General features: G+C 37.9%; 27 protein-coding genes and 2 pseudogenes. 10 read left to right on the top strand and 19 right to left on the bottom strand.

Annotated features, from left to right (window positions below):
• Positions 1 to 100: 100 nt before the first annotated feature.
• Entirely contained in the window at positions 101 to 1,222 is a 1,122-nt protein-coding gene (locus IEE86_RS12515) for a response regulator aspartate phosphatase (protein ID WP_191097511.1), read from the bottom strand.
• A 234-nt stretch (positions 1,223 to 1,456) separates the two neighbouring features.
• Here IEE86_RS12515 and sigK point away from each other — a divergent pair, with 234 nt between their 5' ends.
• Positions 1,457 to 2,182: an RNA polymerase sporulation sigma factor SigK gene (sigK, locus tag IEE86_RS12510; protein ID WP_318010285.1), complete on the top strand. Its 726-nt coding sequence runs from the start codon at positions 1,457 to 1,459 to the stop codon at positions 2,180 to 2,182.
• Positions 2,183 to 2,383: 201 nt separating this feature from the next.
• Complete coding sequence (locus IEE86_RS12505) at positions 2,384 to 3,085, top strand: FadR/GntR family transcriptional regulator (protein ID WP_191097576.1); 702 nt, start codon at positions 2,384 to 2,386, stop codon at positions 3,083 to 3,085.
• A 91-nt stretch (positions 3,086 to 3,176) separates the two neighbouring features.
• Here the strand turns inward: IEE86_RS12505 and IEE86_RS12500 are convergent, their stop codons facing one another.
• The 10 genes from IEE86_RS12500 to IEE86_RS12455 all read right to left on the bottom strand — a co-directional run bounded on the left by IEE86_RS12500 (position 3,177) and on the right by IEE86_RS12455 (position 11,275).
• Positions 3,177 to 3,317, bottom strand: coding sequence for a GapA-binding peptide SR1P (locus IEE86_RS12500; RefSeq protein ID WP_191097509.1), 141 nt, complete (start codon positions 3,315 to 3,317; stop codon positions 3,177 to 3,179).
• Positions 3,318 to 3,354: 37 nt separating this feature from the next.
• Positions 3,355 to 4,722 (bottom strand): MFS transporter, encoded by a 1,368-nt coding sequence (locus IEE86_RS12495; RefSeq protein WP_191097508.1) that lies wholly within the window; start codon positions 4,720 to 4,722, stop codon positions 3,355 to 3,357.
• Positions 4,723 to 4,847: 125 nt separating this feature from the next.
• Positions 4,848 to 5,606, bottom strand: a complete 759-nt coding sequence (locus tag IEE86_RS12490; protein ID WP_191097507.1) for an SDR family NAD(P)-dependent oxidoreductase — start codon at positions 5,604 to 5,606, stop codon at positions 4,848 to 4,850.
• Between the two features lie 9 nt (positions 5,607 to 5,615).
• Positions 5,616 to 6,581, bottom strand: a complete 966-nt coding sequence (locus IEE86_RS12485; protein ID WP_191097506.1) for a transketolase family protein — start codon at positions 6,579 to 6,581, stop codon at positions 5,616 to 5,618.
• Positions 6,578 to 7,414: a transketolase gene (locus IEE86_RS12480; RefSeq protein WP_191097505.1), complete on the bottom strand. Its 837-nt coding sequence runs from the start codon at positions 7,412 to 7,414 to the stop codon at positions 6,578 to 6,580. Before IEE86_RS12480 ends, IEE86_RS12485 begins: the two co-directional genes overlap by 4 nt.
• 405 nt (positions 7,415 to 7,819) lie before the next feature.
• Positions 7,820 to 7,933: a hypothetical protein gene (locus IEE86_RS19690; protein WP_411955700.1), complete on the bottom strand. Its 114-nt coding sequence runs from the start codon at positions 7,931 to 7,933 to the stop codon at positions 7,820 to 7,822.
• A 67-nt stretch (positions 7,934 to 8,000) separates the two neighbouring features.
• Entirely contained in the window at positions 8,001 to 8,348 is a 348-nt protein-coding gene (locus IEE86_RS12470; RefSeq protein WP_191097504.1) for an Imm1 family immunity protein, read from the bottom strand.
• A gap of 106 nt (positions 8,349 to 8,454) precedes the next feature.
• Positions 8,455 to 8,877, bottom strand: coding sequence for an NUDIX hydrolase (locus IEE86_RS12465; RefSeq protein ID WP_191097503.1), 423 nt, complete (start codon positions 8,875 to 8,877; stop codon positions 8,455 to 8,457).
• 291 nt (positions 8,878 to 9,168) lie between these two features.
• A complete protein-coding gene (locus IEE86_RS12460) occupies positions 9,169 to 10,581 on the bottom strand; it encodes a polysaccharide deacetylase family protein (protein ID WP_191097502.1) in 1,413 nt (470 codons plus the stop codon).
• Positions 10,582 to 10,735: 154 nt separating this feature from the next.
• The gene (locus IEE86_RS12455) at positions 10,736 to 11,275 is read right to left on the bottom strand and encodes a delta-aminolevulinic acid dehydratase (RefSeq protein WP_191097575.1); all 540 of its coding nucleotides are present in this window, start codon (positions 11,273 to 11,275) and stop codon (positions 10,736 to 10,738) included.
• 338 nt (positions 11,276 to 11,613) lie between these two features.
• Between IEE86_RS12455 and IEE86_RS12450 the strand changes: the two genes are divergently transcribed.
• The 5 genes from IEE86_RS12450 to IEE86_RS12430 all read left to right on the top strand — a co-directional run bounded on the left by IEE86_RS12450 (position 11,614) and on the right by IEE86_RS12430 (position 15,509).
• A complete protein-coding gene (locus IEE86_RS12450) occupies positions 11,614 to 11,940 on the top strand; it encodes an uberolysin/carnocyclin family circular bacteriocin (RefSeq protein ID WP_191097501.1) in 327 nt (108 codons plus the stop codon).
• A gap of 228 nt (positions 11,941 to 12,168) precedes the next feature.
• Positions 12,169 to 13,779: a hypothetical protein gene (locus tag IEE86_RS12445; protein ID WP_224740962.1), complete on the top strand. Its 1,611-nt coding sequence runs from the start codon at positions 12,169 to 12,171 to the stop codon at positions 13,777 to 13,779.
• Position 13,780: 1 nt separating this feature from the next.
• Positions 13,781 to 14,281, top strand: coding sequence for a stage II sporulation protein M (locus IEE86_RS12440; protein ID WP_191097499.1), 501 nt, complete (start codon positions 13,781 to 13,783; stop codon positions 14,279 to 14,281).
• 21 nt (positions 14,282 to 14,302) lie between these two features.
• Positions 14,303 to 14,848: a hypothetical protein gene (locus IEE86_RS12435; RefSeq protein ID WP_191097498.1), complete on the top strand. Its 546-nt coding sequence runs from the start codon at positions 14,303 to 14,305 to the stop codon at positions 14,846 to 14,848.
• A complete protein-coding gene (locus IEE86_RS12430; RefSeq protein WP_191097497.1) occupies positions 14,841 to 15,509 on the top strand; it encodes an ATP-binding cassette domain-containing protein in 669 nt (222 codons plus the stop codon). The genes IEE86_RS12435 and IEE86_RS12430 overlap by 8 nt, the downstream gene beginning before the upstream one ends.
• Before the next feature lie 52 nt (positions 15,510 to 15,561).
• Here the strand turns inward: IEE86_RS12430 and IEE86_RS12425 are convergent.
• The 7 genes and pseudogenes from IEE86_RS12425 to IEE86_RS12395 all read right to left on the bottom strand — a co-directional run.
• Positions 15,562 to 15,753, bottom strand: a pseudogene (locus IEE86_RS12425) (CotD family spore coat protein); the annotation flags it as partial.
• 979 nt (positions 15,754 to 16,732) lie between these two features.
• Positions 16,733 to 17,635 (bottom strand): NAD-dependent epimerase/dehydratase family protein, encoded by a 903-nt coding sequence (locus tag IEE86_RS12420; protein WP_191097496.1) that lies wholly within the window; start codon positions 17,633 to 17,635, stop codon positions 16,733 to 16,735.
• A gap of 43 nt (positions 17,636 to 17,678) precedes the next feature.
• Positions 17,679 to 18,659, bottom strand: coding sequence for a polysaccharide biosynthesis protein (locus IEE86_RS12415; protein WP_191097495.1), 981 nt, complete (start codon positions 18,657 to 18,659; stop codon positions 17,679 to 17,681).
• A gap of 22 nt (positions 18,660 to 18,681) precedes the next feature.
• Positions 18,682 to 19,320 carry a DUF1796 family putative cysteine peptidase gene (locus tag IEE86_RS12410; RefSeq protein WP_191097494.1) on the bottom strand — a complete coding sequence of 213 codons (639 nt, stop codon included), beginning with the start codon at positions 19,318 to 19,320 and terminating at the stop codon, positions 18,682 to 18,684.
• Positions 19,321 to 19,543: 223 nt separating this feature from the next.
• Positions 19,544 to 20,464, bottom strand: coding sequence for a hypothetical protein (locus IEE86_RS12405; protein WP_191097493.1), 921 nt, complete (start codon positions 20,462 to 20,464; stop codon positions 19,544 to 19,546).
• Positions 20,439 to 21,692 (bottom strand): glycosyltransferase family 4 protein, encoded by a 1,254-nt coding sequence (locus IEE86_RS12400; protein ID WP_191097492.1) that lies wholly within the window; start codon positions 21,690 to 21,692, stop codon positions 20,439 to 20,441. The genes IEE86_RS12405 and IEE86_RS12400 overlap by 26 nt, the downstream gene beginning before the upstream one ends.
• A gap of 294 nt (positions 21,693 to 21,986) precedes the next feature.
• Complete coding sequence (locus tag IEE86_RS12395) at positions 21,987 to 22,904, bottom strand: NAD-dependent epimerase/dehydratase family protein (protein ID WP_191097491.1); 918 nt, start codon at positions 22,902 to 22,904, stop codon at positions 21,987 to 21,989.
• Between the two features lie 414 nt (positions 22,905 to 23,318).
• On the opposite strand from IEE86_RS12395, the gene IEE86_RS12390 reads away from it, so the two are divergent.
• The 3 genes and pseudogenes from IEE86_RS12390 to IEE86_RS12385 all read left to right on the top strand — a co-directional run bounded on the left by IEE86_RS12390 (position 23,319) and on the right by IEE86_RS12385 (position 24,147).
• A complete protein-coding gene (locus IEE86_RS12390; protein WP_191097490.1) occupies positions 23,319 to 23,573 on the top strand; it encodes a hypothetical protein in 255 nt (84 codons plus the stop codon).
• A gap of 44 nt (positions 23,574 to 23,617) precedes the next feature.
• Positions 23,618 to 23,917 (top strand): annotated as a pseudogene (locus IEE86_RS19360) (hypothetical protein).
• A 35-nt stretch (positions 23,918 to 23,952) separates the two neighbouring features.
• On the top strand, positions 23,953 to 24,147 hold the full coding sequence (locus IEE86_RS12385) for a hypothetical protein (RefSeq protein ID WP_191097489.1): 195 nt from the start codon (positions 23,953 to 23,955) through the stop codon (positions 24,145 to 24,147).
• A 36-nt stretch (positions 24,148 to 24,183) separates the two neighbouring features.
• Here the strand turns inward: IEE86_RS12385 and IEE86_RS12380 are convergent, their stop codons facing one another.
• On the bottom strand, positions 24,184 to 25,524 hold the full coding sequence (locus IEE86_RS12380; protein ID WP_191097488.1) for a sugar porter family MFS transporter: 1,341 nt from the start codon (positions 25,522 to 25,524) through the stop codon (positions 24,184 to 24,186).
• Positions 25,525 to 25,538 lie beyond the last annotated feature (14 nt).

The raw sequence follows: 25,538 nt of genomic DNA, 5'->3' as shown, positions 1-25,538 counted from the left end.
TTTGCGCCTCGCCGACTCCTTTATTACATAAAAAAAGCCGGCCACGCAGGCCCGCTTTTTGTTTCACGTTTGGTTTCTCTCTTCAACTGTCGAACGTTGCTTAGAATTCATACAGACACTCTCCTTCTTGGATTTGATTTTGAGCCCATAATAATTTCCGATAATACTGGTTGGACTTCTTGTATTGTTGAGAGGCTTCTAAGGCTGTCGCAATTTCTAGTGAGATATCCTCTATATAAGAGTATAGGCTAAGTTTTTCCAAATAATCAATGGTTTTTTGTAGTTGTTCTTCATTGATTCCCTGAACATATAAAGCATCCAGATAATCAAACATATGACAGAACAACTGGTCTTCATGCTTCTTTGCGGCTAATTTTCCATCTTCTAATATACGCAACGCATCTGCCTGTTCGTTTTGTCTAAAAAGCAGCTTCGCCAGCGTATAGAGCGTATGCGGAAGCGTAGGAAGCACCTCTTTTCGGGCAAGGTCAGCCGATTCAGTTAAGTATCGTTCTGCTTCCTCTCTATAGCCTAGCTCTCCATAACATTTCCCTAAATTATAGAGCGCTGAACTGTAGATGCGCGGGTGATCAATTTGAGATGCGAGCTGTTTTGCTTTTTTCAAATGAGGCAGTGCCCGGTCTTTTCGTTTTAAATCTTGATAATTTCCTGAGATGACAAAGAGGCATTGAATAATGCGAATGGAATAGGCATCATGCTGATCGTATATTTCCAGCGCCTTTAAAATATGGTGCATGGAGACATGCGTTTGTTTCATAATATAGTAGGCTTCTGCTACTTTAAAATGAAACTCAGCCTGCTCAATATCATCAAACACCAGGGACAGCTGCTTTTCTGCCACTCGATAATATTTGACGGCTTCTAAATATTCTTTTTGACTAAATTCATGCATGCCACGAAAAAATGCATGGTAATAATGCAGCATATCAGATAACTCATGATTGGAATTTTCGATTTTATCGACTAGGTTAGATACTGAGAAAGGTTGATATTTTGAAGGGTGTATATAGTCAAGCATGATTTGGTGCCGAAAACACATGAGCTGATAATAAATCAGTAAATGCTGGTCCTCTTCCATATGTTCAATTTCTGCTTCTACTTCCGCTTTCAGGATTTCAGCATCTGGCACACTGAACTGCCGTATCATTCGATACCATTCATTAATTTTCATACCTACATGTGAAGAAAGAACCTTCCCCATGTTCCGAAAAAACCCCTTCCTTTTCGGTCTAATATTACATATTTTAGCACGCTTCTTGACCGCCAAGCACCGCAAAGAAACCGCAAACATATGAGAAGGGTAGCAAAATCATACGAATAGAAGCATGCTTTTTGCGAAAAAGATGATTTTTTCATCGTACAGACACAGACAATCCCTCCCTCACATACATTTGAGGATATAGGCAGAGACCTAAACATGGTGGAGGTGAAAATCGTGGCAGGAGTATTTACAGCGATGGGATTGATGGTCAAAGAATTAGTGTTTTTAGTATCCTATGTCAAAAACAATGCCTTTCCACAGCCCCTTTCAGGAGATGATGAAAAAAAATACTTAGCCCTCATGGCACAGGGCGATGAACACGCGAGAAACATGCTGATTGAACATAACCTTCGGCTCGTCGCCCATATTGTAAAGAAATTTGAAAATACCGGGGAAGACGCTGAAGACCTCATCTCCATCGGGACGATCGGACTCATTAAAGCCATCGAAAGCTATTCCTCTGGAAAAGGAACAAAGCTGGCAACGTATGCTGCGCGGTGTATTGAGAACGAAATCCTCATGCATTTACGCGCGCTCAAAAAAACAAAAAAGGATGTCTCTTTGCACGACCCCATCGGTCAGGATAAAGAAGGCAACGAAATCAGTTTGATCGATGTCCTCAAATCGGAAAACGAAGACGTCATCGACACCATCCAGCTCAACATGGAGCTTGAAAAAGTCAAAAAATACATCGACATCCTGGACGGCAGAGAAAAAGAAGTCATCGTCGGCCGCTTCGGCCTTGATTTGAAGAAAGAAAAAACGCAGCGCGAAATCGCGAAGGAGCTCGGGATTTCGCGGAGCTATGTGTCGCGGATTGAGAAACGGGCGCTGATGAAGATGTTTCATGAGTTTTACCGGGCAGAGAAGGAAAAACGAAAGCGGGAGAAGGAGAAGTGAGTGGAAAACTTCATAGAGAACTACTTTTCAACAAAAACAGGCCCTCATAAGGTCTGTTTTTATTTTGCACCTTCACTTACTTTAAATCTGTAAATCTTTCGGCTTCTCAAATTAGATTTGCTTTGTATATTATTTTGCCCTTCAAAACTGAAAAGTATATAATTAATATACTATGACAAATAACAATACCTATTGAAAGGAGTGATTTTTATTAAATTCAATCCTGTTTCTAATAAAAAATTATATATACAGATTTATAATCAAATCCTTTCAGAAATACAGTTAGGCTCTTTTAAAGTCGGAGATAAACTTCCTTCTGAAAGAGAACTATGTGAACAATTTGGCGTCAGCCGTGCACCCGTCAGGCAAGCTCTCAGTGCATTAGAAATGAATGGTGTCATTTACTCCCGTCAAGGAGAAGGTGTGTTCGTTAAAAATACGACCATCACCACTGAAGGGACTCTTTCTATGAAATCAGCATCTCCTGAAGATATTGTGGAAGCCCGAATACACATTGAACCTTTAATTATCCATTTTGCCGCTTTGAGAGCGACCGATCAAGAGATTCAGGAGCTTAAACAGACGATAAAAAAAATGGAAGAAGAAACACGGTCGGGTGTATATGTTCCTGAAACCGACGAACAACTACATATGGGCATTGCAAGAGCGTCACATAACGATTTATTTGTTACCTTTATGTCTTCTATTACGAATGCTATGAAGCAGCAGGAAATGTGGAGATTTATCCGTGATCGGACCGTTACGCGTTCTGACTATCGAGAAGTAAACTTTCAGGAGCATAAACAAATTATAGAAGCACTAGAAGAACGGAACGCATCAGAAGCCGTAATACGGATGACTGACCATATGCAAAATCTATATGATCGCTACTGGAAAAGCTAATCTCTCCGCTTATACACATTTTTAAAAAAGTACAAATAAAGGCGTCTAACTGCAAGTCGAACTTGTGAGTTATGCGCCTTTGTTTTTCATTTCAACGTTTTTTTGATTCTAAGCATTTTTCGCATATTCCGTATAAAACCTTAACACTTTCACGTCCATGAGCTGTATCAATCATTTCCTCACATTCTCTGCACACAATCGTGTTTTGCGGCACATTTGATTTCTTTTCCATCCTCATATCAGCTCCTTCGTTTTGATATTGTTTTCGCTTAAACACTTTTACCATTGTTTTTTGTGAATGAAATGGACTCTTCGATGCTGGGTTTGTTGTTTGCTTTTACAACCAGTGCTTTTCCTGACTGTTTCACTAAGAACAAGATAATAAGAGAAGCAAGTATCATGCTGACACCTAAGAAAATCATACTTATGTGAAAAGAACCTGTTACATCTTTAATGTATCCGACTATATACGGCCCAAAGAAACCGCCAAGATTTCCAATACTATTGATTAATGCGATGGCCCCACCGGCTGCTGCCCCTGTTAAAAAAGAAGGGGGTATCGCCCAGAATGGAGAATAAGCACCAAAAGCTCCACACAATGCGATTGTTAAAAATACAAATGATAGGATCACACTTGTGTTGGCGATATAGCTGCTAATGATCATGGCTATAGCACTGACAGTTAAACAAGCAGATACATGCCAACGTCTTTCATTTTTCTTGTCAGAATGATTCCCAACTAGCACCATGACCACAATTGCACATGTATACATAACACCTAACAGCCAACCCATTCCCTGCGTGCTAAGAGAAATTGTGTCAGATAGCCCCTTTGAAATAGTCGGCAAGAACATATTTATACCGTAAAATCCAACCATCCAGCAGAAATAGCCGGCCGATAAAATGAGCACATCTCGATCCTTTAAAGCTTGGACGAATGTATACCGCTTCACCTGTTCCTTTTCAAGCTTTTCTTTTGTTGTGACTTGAATAAGCCACTCTTTTTCATCTTTCTCCAACCACTTTACATCTTCTAGTTTGTCATCTAGATAAAAGAATGCAATGACGCCAAGAATCAGAGCTGGGATGGCTTCTAGAATAAACAACCACTGCCATCCGGATATATCCAACCAATCAACACCTAAAAGAAAGGTAGAGAGCGGAGCACCTAATGCATTTGCCCCTGGGATCGCCAACATAAAGCCAGCAATGGCTTTGGCATGATGCTTAGTTTGATAGAAACCGCTCAAATAAAACACCATACATGGATAAAAACTAGCTTCTGCTGCACCTAATAAGAAACGCGCTGTGTAGAACTGCCATGGTTCTTGTACAAAAGCCATTAAAATTGCAATAATAGCCCACGTCACCATAATTCGGCTGATCCATTTTCTAGCACCTATTTTCGACATAATGGCACTACCTGGAACCTCTAGTAAAAAATAACCTAAAAAGAAAATCCCTGCCCCGAGTCCAAATACAGCATTCGAAAACCCTAAATCTTCATTCATTTGAAGAGCAGCAAATCCGATGTTTACACGATCTAAAATGGCAATAACAAAACATAATGACAAAAACGGGATAAGACGAAGTGTAACTTTACGAGTCGTAGACCTCTCCAATGCTTGTTGATCCAATCTAATTCCCCCTTAACATGGCTTTGTCTGACTATCAATGAGAAACCTCATTTTATTAAGCGCTTACAAATATGATTTTGATAGAAAGGAGTGAGGCATGATCACATGCCCAGCTCCTTACATTTCTAATCCATATGTGAACCGCCATTAATATCAATTTCCTCACCAGTGATGTAGGATGCTTCTTCCGTTGCCAGGAATGTGATGGCGGCTGCAATTTCCTTCGTTTCACCTGGGCGGCCAAGCGGTATACTCTCAATCACCTTTTTTGCTTCATCGTCAGGAAGCGACTTCCAAATATCAGTATTCACAAGACCTGGCGCTACACAATTTACAGTGATCCCATCCTTCCCTACTTCACGGGCAAGGTTTTTAGAAAAGCCTAATACCGCGGCCTTGGAAGCGGAGTAATGTGCTCCACCAAATACACCTCCACCCCTTTTGGCTGATACAGAGGACAGGTTGATAATACGGCCATATCTCTGTTTTCTCATGGTTTCTAGCACTGCTTGTGTACACAAGAACAAACCGAACATATTGACATTAAATACTTTTGTTATATCCTCAAGTGTCATGTCTTGGACGGTTACTTTTTGAGAAATGCCTGCGTTATTCACCAATATATCGATTCGGCCGAACGCCTCAAGCGTTTTAGCCACCATCCGGTCAATTGATTCTTTATTTGTGACATTTACTTCTATACCAATTGCTTTTCCTCCGGCATGTTTGATCGCTTCTACTGTGCACTGAATCCCCTCTTGATTGATATCTGCTACAACGACAGAAGCGCCCTGTTTGGCAAGAGTGAATGCAATGGTTCTGCCAATTCCTTTTTCAGAACCACTGCCTGTAACGATCGCTACTTGATGATTTAATGTAAACATGGCTAACTCCTACTTTCCTATGGAATTGTTCAGCATTTCTTTGGCTGTTTTGATGATATTTTCAATGGTAATGCCATTAATCTCTAAAAGCTTTTCATAAGGTGCGGATTCTCCAAAACGATCTTGTACGCCGATTCGTTTGACTCTTCCCCGTCCTTCTTCCGCCACTACTTCACATACAGCACTGCCTAATCCGTTCAGAATGTTGTGATCCTCTACAGTGATTATACGCGCAATATCCAGACACTCCATCACGGCTTCACGATCTAAAGGCTTGATCGTATGCATATCGAAAAGGGTTGCATCAATACCTTGTTGTTCTAATTTTTTGACTGCTTCTAAGGCAAGGTACACTGTATCTCCATTCGCTATGATCGCAATATCTTGACCAGACTTTAATTTCTTAGCTTTGCCTATGATAAATTCTTCATTTTCATCATAAATCATCGGCACAGCATCTCGGGTAAAACGCAAATACATTGGACCATACGTATTTGCTGCCTGTTTGATCAATTTTCTTGTTGAGTGGTAGTCAGAGCCCATGATCACCGTCATGTTGGGAAACGATCTTAAAACCCCCATATCTTCTATCGCTTGATGACTTCCACCATCATTTCCTGGTGTTAATCCACCGTGCGAGCAGGCAATCTTTACATTCAAATTTGGATAACATACTTCTTGTCGAATCTGTTCTGCCATGCGCAGCGAGCCAAAAACTGCGTACGTGCTGACAAATGGGATTTTGCCAGTTGTTGCAAGACCTGCTGCCAGCCCAGCAGCATTTTGTTCAGCAATTCCGACGTTCACATGCTGATTTGGGAGCTGCTTTATAAATTCTCCTGTTTTGCATGACTTGCCGATATCAATATCTATCACATAAATTTGTTGGTTCTCTTTTCCTAATTCAACAATTTCATCACCGAAAGCTTCACGTGTCGCTTTTTTCTTGATTACTGCTTTTTCAGTTTGGCTCATGATCTTAAACCTCCTGCTAGTTCCTCTAATGCCTGCTCATATTCTTCCTCATTTGGCGCAACACCGTGCCATGAGCAGATATCCTCCATGTAGGAAACACCTTTTCCCTTAATGGTGTCTGCTACAATACATATTGGCTTGCCATTTTCCGTCCTTGTCACTTCTTCGAGCGTTTCTACAATTTCTTCCATCAAGTGTCCATCAATTCGCTTTGTTTCAAATCCGAATACTTCAAACTTCTTTTCAATGTCTTGAAGCGGCATAATTTCCTCGCAGAAGCCATCAATTTGCAAGCGGTTATTATCTACAAACACAATTAAGTTATCAAGGCGGTATTTTACGGCGGTTTGGACCGCTTCCCATATTTGCCCTTCTTGACATTCACCGTCTCCCACCATAACAAATACTCGATAATCTTTTTTATCCCGTTTTCCTGCAAGCGCCATACCAACGCCGCAGGAAAGCCCTTGGCCTAAAGAACCTGTTGAAATATCGATCCCAGGACATTTCTTCATATCAGGATGACCTTGGAAAGGTGAACCGTACTGCCGTAATTTGTATACGTTTTCAAAAGGGACAAACCCTTTTAGTGCCAACGCTGCATATTGAATGGGTGCGACATGCCCTTTCGATAAAACAAAACGGTCTCGATCTTCCCAATTTGGTTTTTTGGGGTTTATATTCATTTCTTTAAAATAAAGGGCGGTGATGATATCAGCAGCTGATAAGGAACCTCCTGGATGCCCCGATTGCGCTTCGTATATCATCGTTATCGCCGTTTTTCTAAGCTCGATGGCTTTTGCTTTGAGTTCCGCCACACTTACTTCTTTCACTCCGATCACCTCAATGATTTTTTAGGATAACTTGAATTCTTAGTTACTTGTTCACTTGTATGACAATTAGTTTATGAGATCACTATACAATTCTTGAAAGCGTTTGTCTATCTATTTTTTGAATTTTTAAATAAAATATTGTCCTCACTTTATATACACTCAGCAAAAATACTTATCAAACGAAAAAAGCGATGCTTGAGCTCAAACACTCGATTTACACTAAATAAAAAACACCACCATATACTCTGGTGATGTTTGCATTCTTCATTTATTTTACGATGCCGTTTTCTTTTTAAAAAACGCTCAAATAGTTGATGACCTTCCTCTTCGATCTGGTCATCTTCAACAGAATATTCCCCAATCAACAGCCCTACACCATTCCACTTTTCATATTTTTTAAAAGCGTTAACCCGTAACTTTTTTGATCAAAAAACAATAACCATCTTCATGTTTATAAACCCTTAAAAATACGCCTTCATCATCACAACCATGTTCATAATACCCTACATGGAAATGCATGGCATCGTCTAAATTACACATTTATCCTCCTGTACACGCTTCGATCTTGCACTCCTAACTTTTCAGATCATGCTTGAAAATCAATATGCCTCAACTCAACCCATTCAACAAAATCAGGCACCGTTTTTGTCGTCAAAAAATGCTGAACGATTTGATACGCCTGCTTGCGATCGACATAGCTGCACGACGGCACATACAATGGTGCTCGTGCAACAAAGTGCTCAATGGTTTCGATCTTCTCTACTTTTTTAAAAGGGACCAAAAAATCTGGATATCTGATGATAAAGAACCCATAAGGTTCAGTATAAAAGAAAACTAGACTTTCACATTCCCAATCTCCCTCTATCTCAATGGAAGATTCCCCGTTACCTTGTTTCCAATACTCTTCACCCTTTTGAAAGAAAACTTCTTTCATCCATTCTTCTCTCGGATTTTCTACTGGATCTCCTCTGGGACCGTAGTACAAAAAATCAATATCTCGCCTTCGTGCCTATATCAATTTGTTATTCGTCTTTAGGAACTTAACCAACTGTTCGATTGCCTTCAAATTCATAAAAAGCTTGTGTTTGTTGGTTTAATTTTAGCATGCTATATAGCTTTGGGTTTAGGTTTTGAAAGGTTTGATTACTTACCCACTTTACTTCTTCAATATCATGATCCGGATCTAGAATGTCCATCTGTCCGCCGGTGATTTTAGCAAAGAAAGTCATCATAAGCGTATGATGCTTTTTATCTTGAAAGAATGCTTCTCGAATTGAATGAAGTTGATTTACTTTGACAGCATACCCTGTTTCTTCTTTCACTTCGCGAATCACAGCCTGCTGCAAGTGTTCACCTTTTTCCACAGCACCGCCCGGAAGTTCCCAATAACCCTTTACATTGACCATTAATATATTTTCTTCCTCATCATAAATAAGAGCTGATACCACGTCTACTCGTTTCAAATGAATCTCCCTCAATCATTCTCCATTCAAAGCAATTGCCGAATATATGGAACGAACTGTTCATTTCAATACATTCTCATTATACTGTAACCTTAGTACGAGTGAATGGAAGCGGAAGCAAAAAAGGAATTAGTCAGCCGATTGGAGCGCATGTGAATGATCATCATTTTACTTATTTTCCTAATAAGGTTTATGGGGAATATCGTTTCTTTTTTAAGACAAATCAAAGAGTCAAATGAGAACATCATTCAACTTTTATATCATCAAAAACCAAAAAATAAAAACCCCCTGTCAAGCGGGAGTTTTACCCTTTTTCGCACGTTCCTCCTTCCACTGCTCAAGCTCCGACACCGTCAATAATTGATATCCTTGTTTGGTCAATTCCTTGATAATCGTGACAGCTGCTATTGCTGAGGTGTCATAGATGTCGTGCATTAAGATGGTTTCTCCGTTAGATGCATGCGTGAGAATGTAGCTCGCGACGTATTGGCTGTTTCGGTATTTCCAGTCTTCAGGATCTACATCCCAGAGGGTGACTTTCATGTTGACAGCCTCATTGATTCGCTCGTTTGTTCCACCGTATGGCGGTCTGAAGTGAGTCGGTGTGAATCCGCCCGCTTTTTCAATGACTTGCTGCGTCTCTTCTACTTGTTTGACGGCTTGCTTTAATGGCAGTCTTGTAAGTAAAGGGTGGCTATAGGAATGATTCCCGATTTCATTTCCACCTTTTCTCATTTCGCTTAGCATATCGGGATAATATTGAACCCTGCTTCCTAATACAAAAAATGTCGCATGTCCTTTGTTTTCTTTTAAAGCTGTTAAAATTTTTGAGGTCGTTGATGGATTTGGCCCATCATCAAATGTGAGTGCAATGGCTTTTTGGTTTATATTAAAAGTTGCCTGTTTTGGCAGTTTTACGATCTTTCTTTTTGGGATCGCCTCTTTTTTCTCATTTCTATTCTTTTCTTTATTGATGTATTCAGGCTTTAGCATTCCTTTAAGCAGTGTTTTTTTAATCGCTAACACTTGAGGACCTTGCTTGTATGATGCGATTTGCCCAGCTGGGAAGTAGAATTCAATATAACGATCCTTGATAGCAAAATGCTGATAATTCTTCGCGACAGGAGATGTTCCTTGTTTGAGCAAATACTGGTTTTCAGCAAGAGAGCGATCTTTTTTCAGTTCCTCAAATGTCATATGAGACAGTTTTTGCAGACTTTCTTTCTTTAATAAAAATAGATCATCTATAGATAAAAAGTGCTGCTTCTTGAAATCAAAGTTGAACATCTTCGTTTGATGTGCGCCTTTTACTCCGCCTTTCAATTCATATGTATTGAATTTGATCGCAACGGTTTGCTTGGCATAATGAATGATTTCGTAATCTATATTTAATTCGTATCGTTTCTCTTCATTGACGTCACTTGCTTTGCTAAACGATGTTTTGAATCTGTCTAGCGCTGTCTCTGCAAATCTTTTCATCTCTTGATCTAGTTTTTTTTGATGAAACAGCGGATAGTTGACAGCATATCTCATGAATCTCCCGTCATTCACGAGGGTGACAATGTCAACCTCTTTATAGCTCGCATCTTGTTCTACTTTCCTCTTCTCTGTCCCGCTCGCCTGCTGATTATGATAAAACGCAGCGATACCGATGACAATCGCAAGTCCACATAGGACGAGGCTGATCTTCCCTTTGATTGACACAATGATTCTCCTCTCGTGATGCCGTCATGTCTGGATGACGTGTGTTTGTAGGATAGACTTTGCGCGATCCCTTTTTAGTTTGCAAAAAACACACTTGTCACATTTTAGACACATTTATAAGAGGAATAAAAAAAGGGCTTGAAACCCTCAGCCCTCACCTTTGCATATACAGTTGAAATAACTTTGTTTCTTCATCAATAGAGCGCGCTCGGTCAAAAGCTGCTCGGACCGTCTTTGCATTGTTTATACGCTCATACAGCATAGTGAGAACAAAAATAAATGCCGCATTCCCATCAATGTAATCATCTGGCGCTGTATAGGACATGGCACCTGATGCTAAAAAGGCATCTGCAAGTTTTTTCTCTCCTAGGGTGCAGCCTGTAGAAATGACGTGAACTCCTTTTAACGAAGCATACTGCTTGATTTCATCCGCTCCAAAAGCTTCACCTTTAGGTTCCTCCTCCTCGTATACATCCTGTCCTAACTCCGGCATGAGAAAAGCGCCTTCTTCCCCGTGAAAAGATAAGAGCAAGTAATCCGTTTCTCGTCTATTCCTTCCAGATAACACATTGATCAGGTCATTCGGTCTTCCTATCCAATGCATATCGACTTTCACGCCGAAGTTTTCAAGTGCTGCACGCAGTGCAAAAGATTCCAGTTCACTATTTGGTCCGGCTGCTAATGTGATGTGCATAGCCTGTTGATCCACTTGTATCTCCTCCAAAAGAGTGATTGATACTTCCAATTTTATCTTGAAAGGAGATTTTGATCAAAGAATATTAGTCCCTATGCACTTATCTCTTTTCCTTTATGCTATTAGTCTTTCTTTTCCTTCTGTGAAAACAAGGTATTTCCGATCATGCTCACTTAATTTCCCTATTAAAAACGATTCTTTTCTCACTTATCTTTTCACCTTTTTTATATTAACCTATAACTAATTCATGAAAAAAATACAAAAAAAGGATTGCTATGAATAAAAAGATATCATAAGATAGAATAGTAATAAAAAGACAAAAAAGGGAGGAATTTGATATGACGGAAACAAGAAACGAAATCAAACTACATGTTCTTTTTGGTGCTTTAGCAGTAGGATTCCTTATGCTAGCTCTTTTTTCCTTCTCGCTACAGATGCTGCCAGTTGCTGATCTAGCAAAAGAATTTGGTATTCCAGGCAGTGTTGCCGCTGTTGTTCTGAACGTGGTTGAAGCAGGCGGAGCTGTTACAACTATTGTCTCCATTTTAACTGCTGTAGGATCAGGTGGTCTTTCCCTTATTGCAGCGGCTGGTAAAGAGACAATTCGTCAGTACCTTAAAGCCCAAATTCAGAAAAAAGGCCGTAAAGCCGTTATTGCTTGGTAATTCATTTTTATGACTCAATAGAAGGAGACTTTGTTCTCCTTCTATTTAAATTTTGATGCAGGTGAGAAGATGTTATATCCATTATTATCACTACTTCTATCAATTAGAATACAACAACAATATTCAAATTTAGCTCAGTTTATTATACGTAAGGTTCCATTTTTCACATCGTTTTCTTCTAAACAGTACATCTTATTTTCTTGTATCCTTGATACTATATTCGGATGCATGATTGTGTTTGTTATTTCTTCATTTCTTTACTCTCCAGTCTATCAAATAGAATGGGAAAGTGCTTTTGTGATATTTTTGTTTCTTTTCTCTATCGTCAAAGGGATTGAATCTTATAGAAGAACGCATATTCTTCCTTTTGAAGAATTGATACAACTGGCACCTGTTTCCTCAAGACATCTTTTCCAAACGCTTTTGTTTTCAGAATTGATTTGGCTTATGTTTACGAGCTTTAGTACATATTTAATCTACTTTCTCTTTCAATATTTCATTGCTCAAACACATGAGTGGATATTCTGGTTAAAGCATCTCAATGTCATGTTGACAGGTTTCTTCCTTTTTATCGTCAGCAATAAAATATTTGGTGCTTATATCTATAACATTGTCGTGAAAAAAATTGGGATCATTCGTGTCCTTTTTTTTGCAAGCATCTCTTTGCTTTTCTTCTTATTTGGAAGGGTCCTGGTATTGAACATGATTTTCCCTTTTTATCACACTTTCCAACAACTTTTTCAATCAATTGCATCGCTTGCAGAGGATACGTTTTGGATTACACTTTCCAACAACTTGGTGTCTTTATATCAGAATGATCTGCAGCAGATCCATCACACTTTATTTTCAAAGGACTCTGTATTTCTACAATTTCAAGCGCTTTTCACTTCACCTGTCACGTTTTTCGTGGTGATAATAGCGGCTATACTCGTTATGAAGAGCCCTGTTCGCTGGATTCCAACTGGGAAAGATTCTGATCAAAATTCAACACAATTTCGAGATTTATTTTATTGGTACTTTCAAGTACTTGATAAAATTCAGGGCTCGGTGTTTCAAAAGAATATGTTGATTCAAAAAGACCTCAAAGTGCTAAAGGAAAAAAGGTGGCTACTGTCTAAAGAATTTTTCAATTATATGTTCATGTCATATGAAGCCTTCTTTTATATCGGGGTTATAACTGGTTTGATCTCTATTATTGATCATCCAGCCTTGCAAATTCAGCTGCTTTTTACATTAAATGTGATGATTTTAGCAAATCAAACGTATGAGATGAGAATGCTGACTCCTTCTATTTTTTCTTTAAGTGCTGAAAAAAAGAATATTTGGCTTTTTGAGCTTTCTCAAACATCTCTTTTACAGTTTTTCTTATCAAAAATCCAGTTATTTTATTGTCTATTTTCTATACCGGTGCTCTTTCTACTGTTCATTGATCTATCAATTATGGGTGTATATCAGCTTTTTGATATTCAAATGCTTATTCAAATTGTGGTATTAGGGATTGGCTTTTTCATTTTCCCTTTGATTCAGCTTTACTTGTTTCCATTCACAACGAAATTCAATTTTATTCATGAGCATGAGATAGGGACAACCAATGAGGAAATAGAAGTTATCGATAAAGGGCAGGCTTTTGCAAGAAACTTTCTTGTGTTACCTTTCATGTACTATATGATCTTGACCTCTTTTCTACCTATTTTGCAGCAGTCCTCAGGTCTCGTAAACGTTCTGTTTGCTTTATATTTTGTGATCGTTTCAATGGTTTGCTGGGTGTTATGCCGCAAGACCATCTATAAAGGGATTGAGTATGTTGAAAAAAATAAGATATTTTCTATCGGAGAATAGATTGATTCTACGCCTCGGCTATCTTTACGCCGGCGTATTTATTGCAGCTTTGCTCATTGGAAGTCTCCTTCCTTATGATCAGATTCCTTATTTAAAAAAGGATGAAGACATGTTTTTTCTCTCTATTTTTTCGAACAATTTACAGGTTGGGCTTGCCATGCTAGGTATCGGAACTTTTACTGGCGGCATCATGTCTGCTGGTATTCTGTTTTACAATGGCTATATCATCGGTAAACTCATTCAGTTTTTGATGGCCAATCACGAAGTGGAACAGTTATTCACTGGCCTCATGCCGCATGCTTTTGTCGAGGTTCTTGGTTTGATCCTATTTTCAATCGTCAGTTCTTTTCCATTCATTTATCTTTACCGGTTTATTAAAGGAAATGCCATTGATCTAAAAAAGCTGACTCGGACTGTGCTTCAGTTGATCTTTGCCGCTGTAGTGCTCTTATTGATTGCCTCTCTTTTAGAGGAATACGTTAGCCATGTACATCTACCATAGAAGAAAGGAGAATGTGGTTCCATGGAGCTACTTCTACGACCTAAGCAATTTTTCAATCAACATCAATCTATTAAAACCATTGTAGGCCTTGTCTTACTATCGTTATTTGTTTCGACTGTTTTTTTAACATTTTTTATTATTGATTTGTTAGTAGAGGAACCTTTATCTGCAGGGAAACAATTAGCCAGCATTGTTTTTATCTTTTTGCTGACAATCCCGCTTTATTTCATTTTAAATTTTCTCGGTACTGTCGTGACTTCGATTTATATGTATTTTTTTCATAAAACGTTTATTTTGCGCAAAATGTATCTTGTGATCTTGCTTTATAATGCGTTTCTTCTATTAGTGAATAGCGCAGCGATCTATTGTGTGATGGTGCTGCATTTAGACCACTATTTTATCTTCATCCAAGCGATTTCTTTTCTGATCAACTTGTATCTTTTACGAATCCTTTATGATGGGATCATTTACTATGCTGAAGGAACAAAAAAGGCCGCCCTTGCGACAGTCATCTTGTATATGCTGGTGACCACTGTTTTTGTTATTGGAGGATTTATAAATGGCTAGTTTGCAAGTGTCTCAGCTATCTTTTCGTTATGAAACAACAGAAGAAAGCTCTTCCCTTCTAGATCAAGTATCCTTTCATCTGAAAGAAAGTGATCGTGCTTGTATTATCGGAAAAAACGGCAGCGGTAAATCGACACTTTTAAAGATCATTGCGGGTCTGCTTCCTTCAGTATCAGAAACGATTTTACTCAATGAACAGCATCATCCTGGGTCAGCTCTTTATAAAAGGTTGGTAGCGTACATCCCAGATAAGCCTTTAGTCTATGATGCGCTGACTGGTATAGAGCACATGGCGCTCATACAGTCGTTATGGAAAATGAATAAGTCAGAAAAAGAGTTATACAAAAAGACCTTTCTCTCGCTTTGTGATGCATTTGATTTAACTCATGCACTCAAGATGCCTGTCAAACAATATTCACTAGGCATGAGATATAAGCTTTTCTTTAACTGTATGGTGGCAAGGTCGCCAGAGCTGATCATTCTTGATGAACCGTTTACATCTCTTGATGAGTCTTCTCAAATACAATCGATTTCTTTATTAAAAGAAGAATTCTCTCATCGGTGTGTTTTATTTACAAGCCATCAGCACTACCTTTATTCAGAATTAGGAAATCGTTTTTTCCAACTTGATAACGGACAATTAAATGAAATGGAGCGTTAAACATACACAAGGCATCCCATACAGGATGCCCCTCTTCCTCCTCAACATCACATTACCACTTACAGCGTTTCACTGGACGGCAGCAAGGGTTCTTGATATCGCTACCACAATCATATTCTTCCACAATATACTCGTTTCGAGTAGTTGGCGTCATAGGATAGTAGTCTTCAATTCTCTTGATGTTTTTATTAACATTTGTGATATGAGTTGGATGAATTTTTCCGATCGTTTGTTCGTTCGTTGTTGTGTTAACAACAACCGTTTCATCTCCTCCTTGGTTCCCCCTGCGATGTCCAAAGAAAAAATTGTCTAATCAAATCTCAACACCCCATCAAGTTGTCTTTCACTTTCACTCTATCGTATGTAAAAGGCACGTTTCGTGATTAGATGCTTGTCTATTTTTAAAAAATCCGCTATCTACTTTTCTCTTTCTTTACAAAAGGATAATTTCAACATATTATACAAATGGTATCTTGTAAAGGAAAGGACATCGATAAAACAAGACATAAGCTCTTTTCACTCTTTATACTACTCGTCATCATCATCACACTTCCACTGCTGTCACCTATGATTTTTACAAATGCAACCGAAAGAGGCGCCATCCGGCAGGCCATTTATCAAGAAGGATACCCTGATAAACGACCACTCTGCCGCTCAAGAGGTTAAAAAACTAAATGTAATTGAAACAGAGGACACAAGGTATGAAATTATAGGTGCGGATATTTAAAAAAACATCAAATTAAAATCGACTTGCTGAAGATATCAAAGTGCATTGACGCTTGTACAGATGAAAAGAAGAGTGTTTATCATGATATAGCTGGGGAATATTCAAAAGCCCTGAAAATAGTCAAAGCTTCTATTAAAGACGCTTACGATGTGAAGCTTTGCTGTTGTCCTTTACGAGAGAATGAAAAAAGATAATATAACATGCGACAAGCTGTAAACTCTGCATAATGGTAAAACAAAACAACGGCAAGCTCATTTATGAAGCAGAAGAACAAAACGAAATCGCTAAAATGAAGCTGGATTGAAGAGGACAACAAAAGCCGCTACCTTAATTAATGTAGTGGCTTTTGTTAGTGGTTAAAATGCCACAGTAAATTCTATCTCCGCTTCAAGAGACCTCTTTTATCTCATCCTTGTACCCCAAATTCTATTATATATTTGTTATGGTTCACCCTAACGTATCTAAATGATTTTTTTCAAATGAATAGAACAAACACCTAGCTTTTGTTTCGAAAATAATTAAGTGTATCATTTAGCGATGAATGAATCGTCAATGTTTGTTTCCATCCTAACTTTTCAAGTGTTAAAGGTTGATTCCCAATGACCAGATTATCAACATCGGACGATTGAGATTCAACTTTAAAGTCTATATCAGTTAAGGTTTTATATATGTTAATCAAATCCTTAAGAGAATGACTTTTGCTTGAAGTTATCTCATAAACTTCCCCTGCAATCCCTTTGTTTAAAAGTACTTCGTACGCCCTTACTACATCTCTAACATCTATGAAATTACGCATTACATTAATGTTATTAACCCTCAAAATTTTATCTTCCATGTTCATTTCCATTTGAGCAATTTTTTTGGCAAAAATAGAATTAACACCATTAGATTTACCTGGTCCAATTATATTAGATGGTTTTGCAATGACGATGTCCATTTCAAACATCTTTACCCATGCTTGTGAGACTAGTACCTGGAGTGTCTTACTGAGACTATAAGGGTGTAATGGATTGGATAAGTTATTGGGGCTCATTTGGAGAGCAGAACCGACCAAGATAATTCTGCAAGTTGGATTAACCTTCCGAATAGCATCAATGATATAAAGTGTTGATAACAAATTAGTTTCAATTGTTTCAACTGGTTCTTCCCAGGAATAACCAACATGATTGATTGCTGCTAGATGCAATAGGAAATCAGGCTTTGTTTTTTCTATTAATTGATAAACATTTTCTTTATTAGTAAGCTCACAGTATTCTGTACGAATTCCTTTACTTGCGATAATAGGCTGATTTCTAGTTACAGCGATTAAATCATAGCCCAAATCTGAAAAATATTCACATGCGTGTTCTCCGGTAAATCCACTTGCCCCAGTAATTAACAGCTTGGGCCTTTGATTCATCATTTTTTCCCCCATTTATATTTTTTTATCTAAAAATGGAACATTACAAGAATTTTGACTTAACTAACATTTTTCTGATTTCTTCATGAGTCATTAAATGGTCTTTCGAACTATATGATGACTCACTTATTGGTTGAAAGGTTGAGTAAAGTTTCCTTACACCCGGAATGTTAATGTCAGGAAGAATTACAAAATATTCTTGATTATAATGAACTGTATTTTCTAATTCATTCTTTGATACAAGCACCTCATGCAGTTTTTCACCTGGTCTTGAACCTGATTCAATAATCTGAACTTCTTTTTCAAAATGGTCAATTAATACTTCCGCTAAATCGATAATCCTGCATGCCGGCATATTGAAAACAAAAATTTCCCCGCCCTTTCCATCCCTTGCGGCTTTTAATAAAAGGTTTATCGCATCTTCCTTAATTAAAAAGAACCTTGTCATTCGTTTATCAGTGATGGTAATTTCATTTTGATTATTTATTTGTTCAATGAATACAGGTAGAACGCTTCCGTTTGTCCCTAAAACATTTCCACCTCTTACACAAACGAACTTCGTGTTGCTATTTAATAAATTTGCATGAATCATTAATTTTTCACCGATCGCTTTTGTAAATCCATAAAAATTAGCTGGATCTGCTGCTTTATCAGTTGATACATTAATCACTTTTTTAACCTCATTAAATATGGCAGCTTCAATCACATTTTGAGTACCTGTAATATTTGTTTTAAGCGCTTCCATCGGGTGCTCTTCGCAAATTGGAACATGCTTCAATGCAGCAAGATGGAAAACATAATCTATCCCCTTGAAAGCCTGATATAATGCATTTTTATCTCGAATATCACCTATTTTAAAACTTAATCGTCGATCCTCAATTTCCCTTCTCATATTAACTTGGCTATCCTCGCTCCTTGAAAAGACGATAACTTCTTTTGGATCAAGGGTTAATAATTGAAGGATTAGTTCTTTCCCCCAAGAACCTGTCCCGCCAGTTACTAAAATATTAGTGTTTTTAAACATCTACAAAATCCTCCTGATTATTTTAATTAATGCTGATACCATTGAATATATCTCTCCAATAATGATCGTTTCCCTGCCATTTCTCTATATTAGGGAGTTCAATGGCACACACTTTTTCAACTGGCCAGTCTTTTTCTACTAATACTTTGGTATCGGTATGGTTAACAAGAAGGATAGCAAAATCATTTTTTATTAATTCTGATATCACAGTCTCAAGTTCTAGTACTTCGTCAAAGGCTCCTTCCGTCCGAATAAACAGAATTCGTTTCCCTGTGGAAAGCATTTCTAGGAATCTTTTAATCCTTCTATCAAATTTGGCTTTAACTTCGGGATAAGTAGATAAATTGGAGAATGTATTTTCGCTTGCTTTAAAGTCATGACTTGATACAATCTGATATTCCATATCAGTTAAACAAAGATGCGGTTCAAGACTATCTACACCTTTAGAATAACCAGAAGGAATCAAATTAGATTTGTCCATATAACCTTCAAATCGATTCTTCAAAAGACGACTGACGTTTGGCAATGAAGGGGAGGACATCCAGTCCAGTGGTCCGGCAAAAGGTCTTAAATTATTTTTTCTTAACTGAAGGGCTGCAAGACATAAATCACCTAAACTATAGATCGCATCGTAATTTCCTTTTAAATCTTCTAATCTCATAAAAAGATTTCAACTCCTTATAAAAATAAAAAAATATTATCTGTGATATTAAATGCTAAAATAATATTTTTGTAAGGGCTATATGGCTATATCAATTAAAAATGTACACTTTTATTAATAAAAAAAGGATTCGAATAGGGGAAGAAAAAAAACCGTTTTCACATTTACTGTTTCAACGGTCTTAAAAGAATGAAGTGCTTTTTAGCAATATCACTTTTTTTGTTTATTTTCTTTCTTTACGCGTCATCTCCATAATTAATTGGCCAGGAATTTGGTAATCATCAGGCAAAGTACTTTTAATAGATTGAAAAACTTGGTGATCGACCATGATTTCTGGACTAGATAACTGTGACCTAAATAAAGAATTAAAATGGTCGGCTTTCATAGGCTCAAATATCTGTAAACTCTTTGGATTTGGTACCTTAAATACTTCGGTTAGAGCTTCTCTAATGGGTTCCCAAGCAGTAGGATCTATAAAAATATGAGGGGTAGGATGTTTTGTTGAAAATAAAAAGTGATACTTACCACTATCCATTGATTTAAACGTCGAATCGGTCAAGGGATTCGGAAGCAAATAATGATTAGGTACAGAAAGTTTAATGGCTTCCCAAACCTCATAATCCACGAATATTTCAGGTGATTTTATTGGCTTTGAAAACAGGTGATGATAGGAATCTGCTTCCATAGATTTAAACGTTTTCTCCAATAAAGGATTAGGCAGTCTATAGACATCAGGAGTGGTTTTAACAATCTTTTCCCATATATGAGGATCTACAAATACATCTGAAGTCGATACTTTTTTTTGGAAAATTTGATGAAATAGATCGCCCCTTACTTTATTTAAACCTTTTAACGAGTCTGGGTTAGGAAATACGAATTCGGGAGGAACGGTTTCAATGATTTTATTCCATATTTCGCCAGAAACAAAAACAGCCGGATTTGAGATGGGGTCCAAAAACAAAGAATTATATTCATCCGAATGTATGAAAAATGTTTTGGGCTTATTTTTGACAGGATCAGTATAATTTTTTTCAGATCTTTTCCACATTTTTCTGGTATTTATCCAAATTTTTTTCATCCAATCCCTAAAGTGGGCGACAGAAGGGAGTAAATGTTGATTAATTTTTTTGTTCAGGCTCGACATTATCCTGGTCCTTCCCTCTTTTAGAAATAGCGCTGAGATAAATATCGATTAAATTTTTTACGCCCTTATCCATAGACCAATGAGTCATCCCCCATTTTTTAGCATTTGACCCAAGCCGTTGTCTTAGACTTTCATCATCCAATAATAAATTTATTTTTTTGAAGAGCGCATTAGTATCTCCAGCAGGAGTAATTAACCCAGTAACTCCGTCCTCAACCATTTCAGGTAATCCCCCTGCATCACTAACGATGATGGCTTTACCAGCAATTTGCGCTTCGATTACAGATAATGGCTGATTTTCTAGAAGACTAGGAAGAACAAAAATATCGGAATTCTCCAGTAAATAGGGGGTATCATCCCTTTTTCCAAAAAATAAAATATCCTCTTCCAAGTTTAGATTCTTGCTTTGTGCTTTTAACTCTGATTGATAATCCCCATTACCAACAATCCAGCATACCCAATCTTTACGTACTTTTTTTAATTCATTTAAAGCAGATATCAAATGATGAACTCCTTTTTGGTCGACTAGTCTGCCAGAAAAGATTATCACTTTTTTATCCTTCGGTCGTTTTATAGACGATTTTTGCTTTAATCTTTTTATAAAGTCCTCTGTATCAAATCCATAGTGTAGAACTTTAATTTGTTCATTAGGAACCTCGAATTCATTAGTTAATATTTGTTTCATCCATTCATTAGCAACAATGGTTACTTCTGCAGAAGTAGCTCCAACTTTCTCTAACTCATCAAAATAGACTCTGGCCATAAAGGATGTATCTGATTTATGAATCGTCGTTAATTGATTCCTAATTGCATGGGCAACAGAACCATGAAGAGTAGAAACGAGGGTGGAGTGTTTTGGCCTTACTCGATCTATAGAGGCCGTTGAGATGACGTCTTGGGTATGAATTACATCATATTTTTCCAGACCTAAATAGGCAGCGCTTAACTCAAATACATAACGATGGAATTCCGTATATTTTATTAATTCATTTGCAAAAATAGCGGGATGGGTTTGTGAAGTTAATTTTGCATTTAATAATGGGAGAATCTTATCACTCTCTATTTTTCGATTTTCATTAACGATGTAAACTGACGTATTATCCTCATCATATCCAAGCATATCAACCTCATGGCCAAGCGATTCAAGCTTTTTTCTAAGTTGAACCATATAACTCCATACACCTCCTACATGTGGGATAGACCAATAAGTAGCAAGTAGTATTTTCATTTTATATCTCTCCTATTGTATTTATTTATCCTCATCATATGGAAAGGCAGCCAATATTGTATAGGCGATAGCATTAGTTTCTATTTATTTTATTTTTGTAGGGTAAAACATCCATTATTTACATTCCTTTATTTGTTTTTTAATTAAATTTCACCATTTGTAAAATAATTGGTGTTCCTTTTAACTTTAATCCTAGACTGACTCAAGACAATAATGGGCACATAAAAAATCTCAACGCAAAAAATGATTGGCTGACTCAATTGAGTCAGCCTTATTTTCTTTTTAAAAAGCGTGCTAGTAAGTGTTCGGATAAAATTGGAGTGTTTTTGTTAAACCTTCAAAAATGAAATATTTCGGGTTCCACTTCAGTTCCTCTATGGCTAATCGATTATCAAGACAACTGTGGGTTATATCTCCCAATCGTTTTGGTTTATATTCAGGGACAGTATTTTTACCCATGATTCTATTGATGAAATCTAATAGTTCATTAACAGATATTGGCTTATTTGTGCTAATATTGTAGGTTCCATTTTCCCCCTCCTTAAGTGCGGATAAATTGGCTGAAATGACATCCTCTACATAAATAAAATCCCTCGTTTGGTTACCATCTCCAAAAATTTGTAGAATCTCATTGTTCATGATTTTATGAATAAATATGGAAATTACACCACCTTCACCCTTTGGCGTTTGCCTTGGACCATAAACATTTGAATATCTTAAAATCGTATATTTTACGTTATAAAGCTGTGCAAACACACGGAGATATAGTTCGGGGGTATATTTGGATATACCATAATTAGACAGAGGTTGGATAGGATGGTTTTCAGACACGGGCAAATATTGTGGTGTTCCATAAACGGCTGCGGAAGAGGAATAAATAAGCTTAGAGTTATACAATTTGCATAATTCTATAATGGTAAGTGTACCAAGAATATTCGTTTGCGCATCAAAGACTGGATTGTTTATCGATTTTTGAACATCTATTTGTGCTGCAAGATGAAACACATACTTTGGTTGCACTTCCTTAAAAATCTCTTTCATTTTCCGTATGTTTAAAATGTCCGAATGATAAAACGTTGCTTTTGGATGAAGGAATTGTTGGTTCCCCGTCGATAGATTATCAATAACATACGTATCAAATCCTTCTTTCATAAGCCGATCAACTAGATGAGAACCAATAAAACCCGCTCCTCCTATAACCATTACCTTCATTTCTTCACCTTCCTTCACGGAGTTCTTAATGCTTTATCTTACTGTTTATGAATAAAGCTCCTGTGTTGTTTAGACTAATTCCTCAATATGGAAAGTGATTAAATATTTTATTTTTATAAAAAAGCAGGAACCCCTAAAAATGGTTCCTGCTTCTTGCATTATTGAAATCTTTGGTCCAAAATAGTTGCATTATGATTAGCAGCACTTAAAGCAGCTAAGTTATCGTATGGAGGACCAGTTGTCGTTCCTGCTCATAATACGATATCAAACTCATTTGGCGGTGTCCCCCATGATTCCAAGAAAAGTTGTAAAGGCACGCACGATCCACTAGAAAACCACCTTTTGTGTTATAGACAACATTATTACTTATAGCACCCAGAAGGACAAAAACAATGCATTGAAGGGAGACTGCTTATGAAGGAGCAAACTTTCTTGGATTTTGGAAAGAGGAGCCTTACCAAGAAGGACGAACAGGGACTAAGTGGTGAATTAAACGATTATTTTAAGAAGAGAAAAGAGCGCATATATGCATCCGAAAGAAAGAATCTCTTAAAAACAGCTTCTAAAATCAATTTTGTTCTGGGGCACGAGCCTGACTTCGATAAGATGAGTAATAAACGTATTAAAAGTCTTTTGAAAATCGCAGAAAGCAATAAATCACATGGCTAGAAATAAGGGGAATAACACAATTCTGCGGGGAAAGACATATAGTGATGAAAACAAGACATAAGCTCTTTTCCTGCTTCTCGTTATTATCACACTTCCACTGCTGTCGCCTATGGTTTTTACAAATGCGACTGAAAGAGGAGCCATCCGGCAGGCGATTTATCAAGATGGCTACCCTTATCAAAGCTATTTTGTAAAAAAAGGACGATGTAGATTCTCAATATGGCCAGCTTTATGATGTGTATTGGCAGGCTTGGAAAAGTGAGACGGGGATGACGCCTTCGGTCTGCTATTCAAAAAAGATAGAAGAACATGAATATAAGGTCAGCTGCGGAACTGCTCCGTAACTTCTGCAATGATCTTAAAATAAGAGGTGAACAATATGATGAACACGACACAACCTATCGAACGAAACAAGCTAGACATTGCACTTGAACTGACTCAATTGCATTTGAATCGATATGAAACAAATCCTCCTGATCAGCTGAGTGAAATTTACGCGAAATATTACGCGCTGCTTGAAGTGCTGGATTTATCTTCATATGATGAATTGATTCTAAAACAGACGCTTGAGTAAAAAAACCATCTATCCACGTGGGATAGATGGTTTTCTTTATACACGTGCAGCCATGTCGGTTTCGATTTGCTCTAAGCTTCGTCCTTTTGTTTCGACTAGTACAAAGCGGGTGAACAGTAATCCGATTAAGCAAATAACCCCAAATGAAGAGAAGATGACCCCAAAGCTGAATTGATCTGCTAAGATAGGAAAAACGAGTCCAACTGCTAACGACCCCGTCCAGTTAAAGGCAGAAGAAATACCTGCTCCGATGCCCCTAACAGAAAGCGGGAAGATTTCGCCGATGATGATCCATGTGATCGGTGCCCATGAGAAGGCGTAGCACAAAATAAAACAGCACAGTGAAATCAATGTCACCCAGTTTAAAATGCCTTCACTGACGCCAAATGCACCTAATGCGGCTGGTGCAAAGAAAGAAAGGGCCATCCCCGTTCCCCCTACGGTAAGGATCGTTCGGCGGTCGAACCTGTCAACAAATTGTAAAAAGATCACGGTTGTCACGACAAAAATGACACCAACAATCACGGTAAAACCTGCGGCGACCTGCGGAGCAAGGCCTACATTCCGAGCGATACTCGTTGCATAATACACAATGGAGTTTGCGCCTTGAATTTGCTGAAGGGTCGCCATTCCCACCCCAATAAAGAGGGCCATTCGGAATTTCTTTTGGAACAATTCACGAATACCTGAGCGTTCTTCTTTTGCGACTTCTAAAATTTCTTGCATTTCTGCTTCGATTTCTTCACTTGAAGAGCGCAGTGATCCTAATACTTCTCGTGCTTTATGAGCCATTCCGTGTTTGATTAAATACCTCGGAGATTCAGGGAGCCTCAGCATCCCAATATACAGCACGATAGCAAATAAAGCGGCACTTCCGAGCATCCAGCGCCAGCTGTCTGGGATGGGCTCAAACACAAATGCAACAATATAGCTGAGCAATAGTCCGCTCACAATCATGAGCTGATTGAGTCCGGACAATTTCCCGCGGATTTTAGCAGGTGCGATTTCTGACATGTAAGCCGGCACCAAAGATGAAGCTGTTCCTACGGCTGTTCCTAAAAAGATACGAGCAATGGTTAATGAAATCTCTTCTGGTGCAATCGCTGATCCGATAGCTCCGACAAAAAAGATGATCGATGAGACCAAAATGAGCTTTCTACGGCCAAACTTATCCCCTAAAAGACCGCTTAAAATGGAGCCGATGATGGCCCCGCCCATTAAAGATGAGACGACGATTCCAAGCCATAATGGGCTGAGCTGAAATTCTTCCTGAATATGCCCTTCCGCCCCTGCAATGATGCCAATATCATATCCAAATAAGATGCCTGCAAAGGACCCGAAAAAGAAGATAAATTTACTAGACACTTTTTTCTCCAAGTGGATGACCCCCT

The sequence above is a fragment of the Bacillus crepusculi genome (assembly GCF_014764715.1).
GTDB lineage: Bacteria > Bacillota > Bacilli > Bacillales > Bacillaceae > Bacillus.
This window is presented reverse-complemented; position numbering and strand designations above follow the sequence as displayed.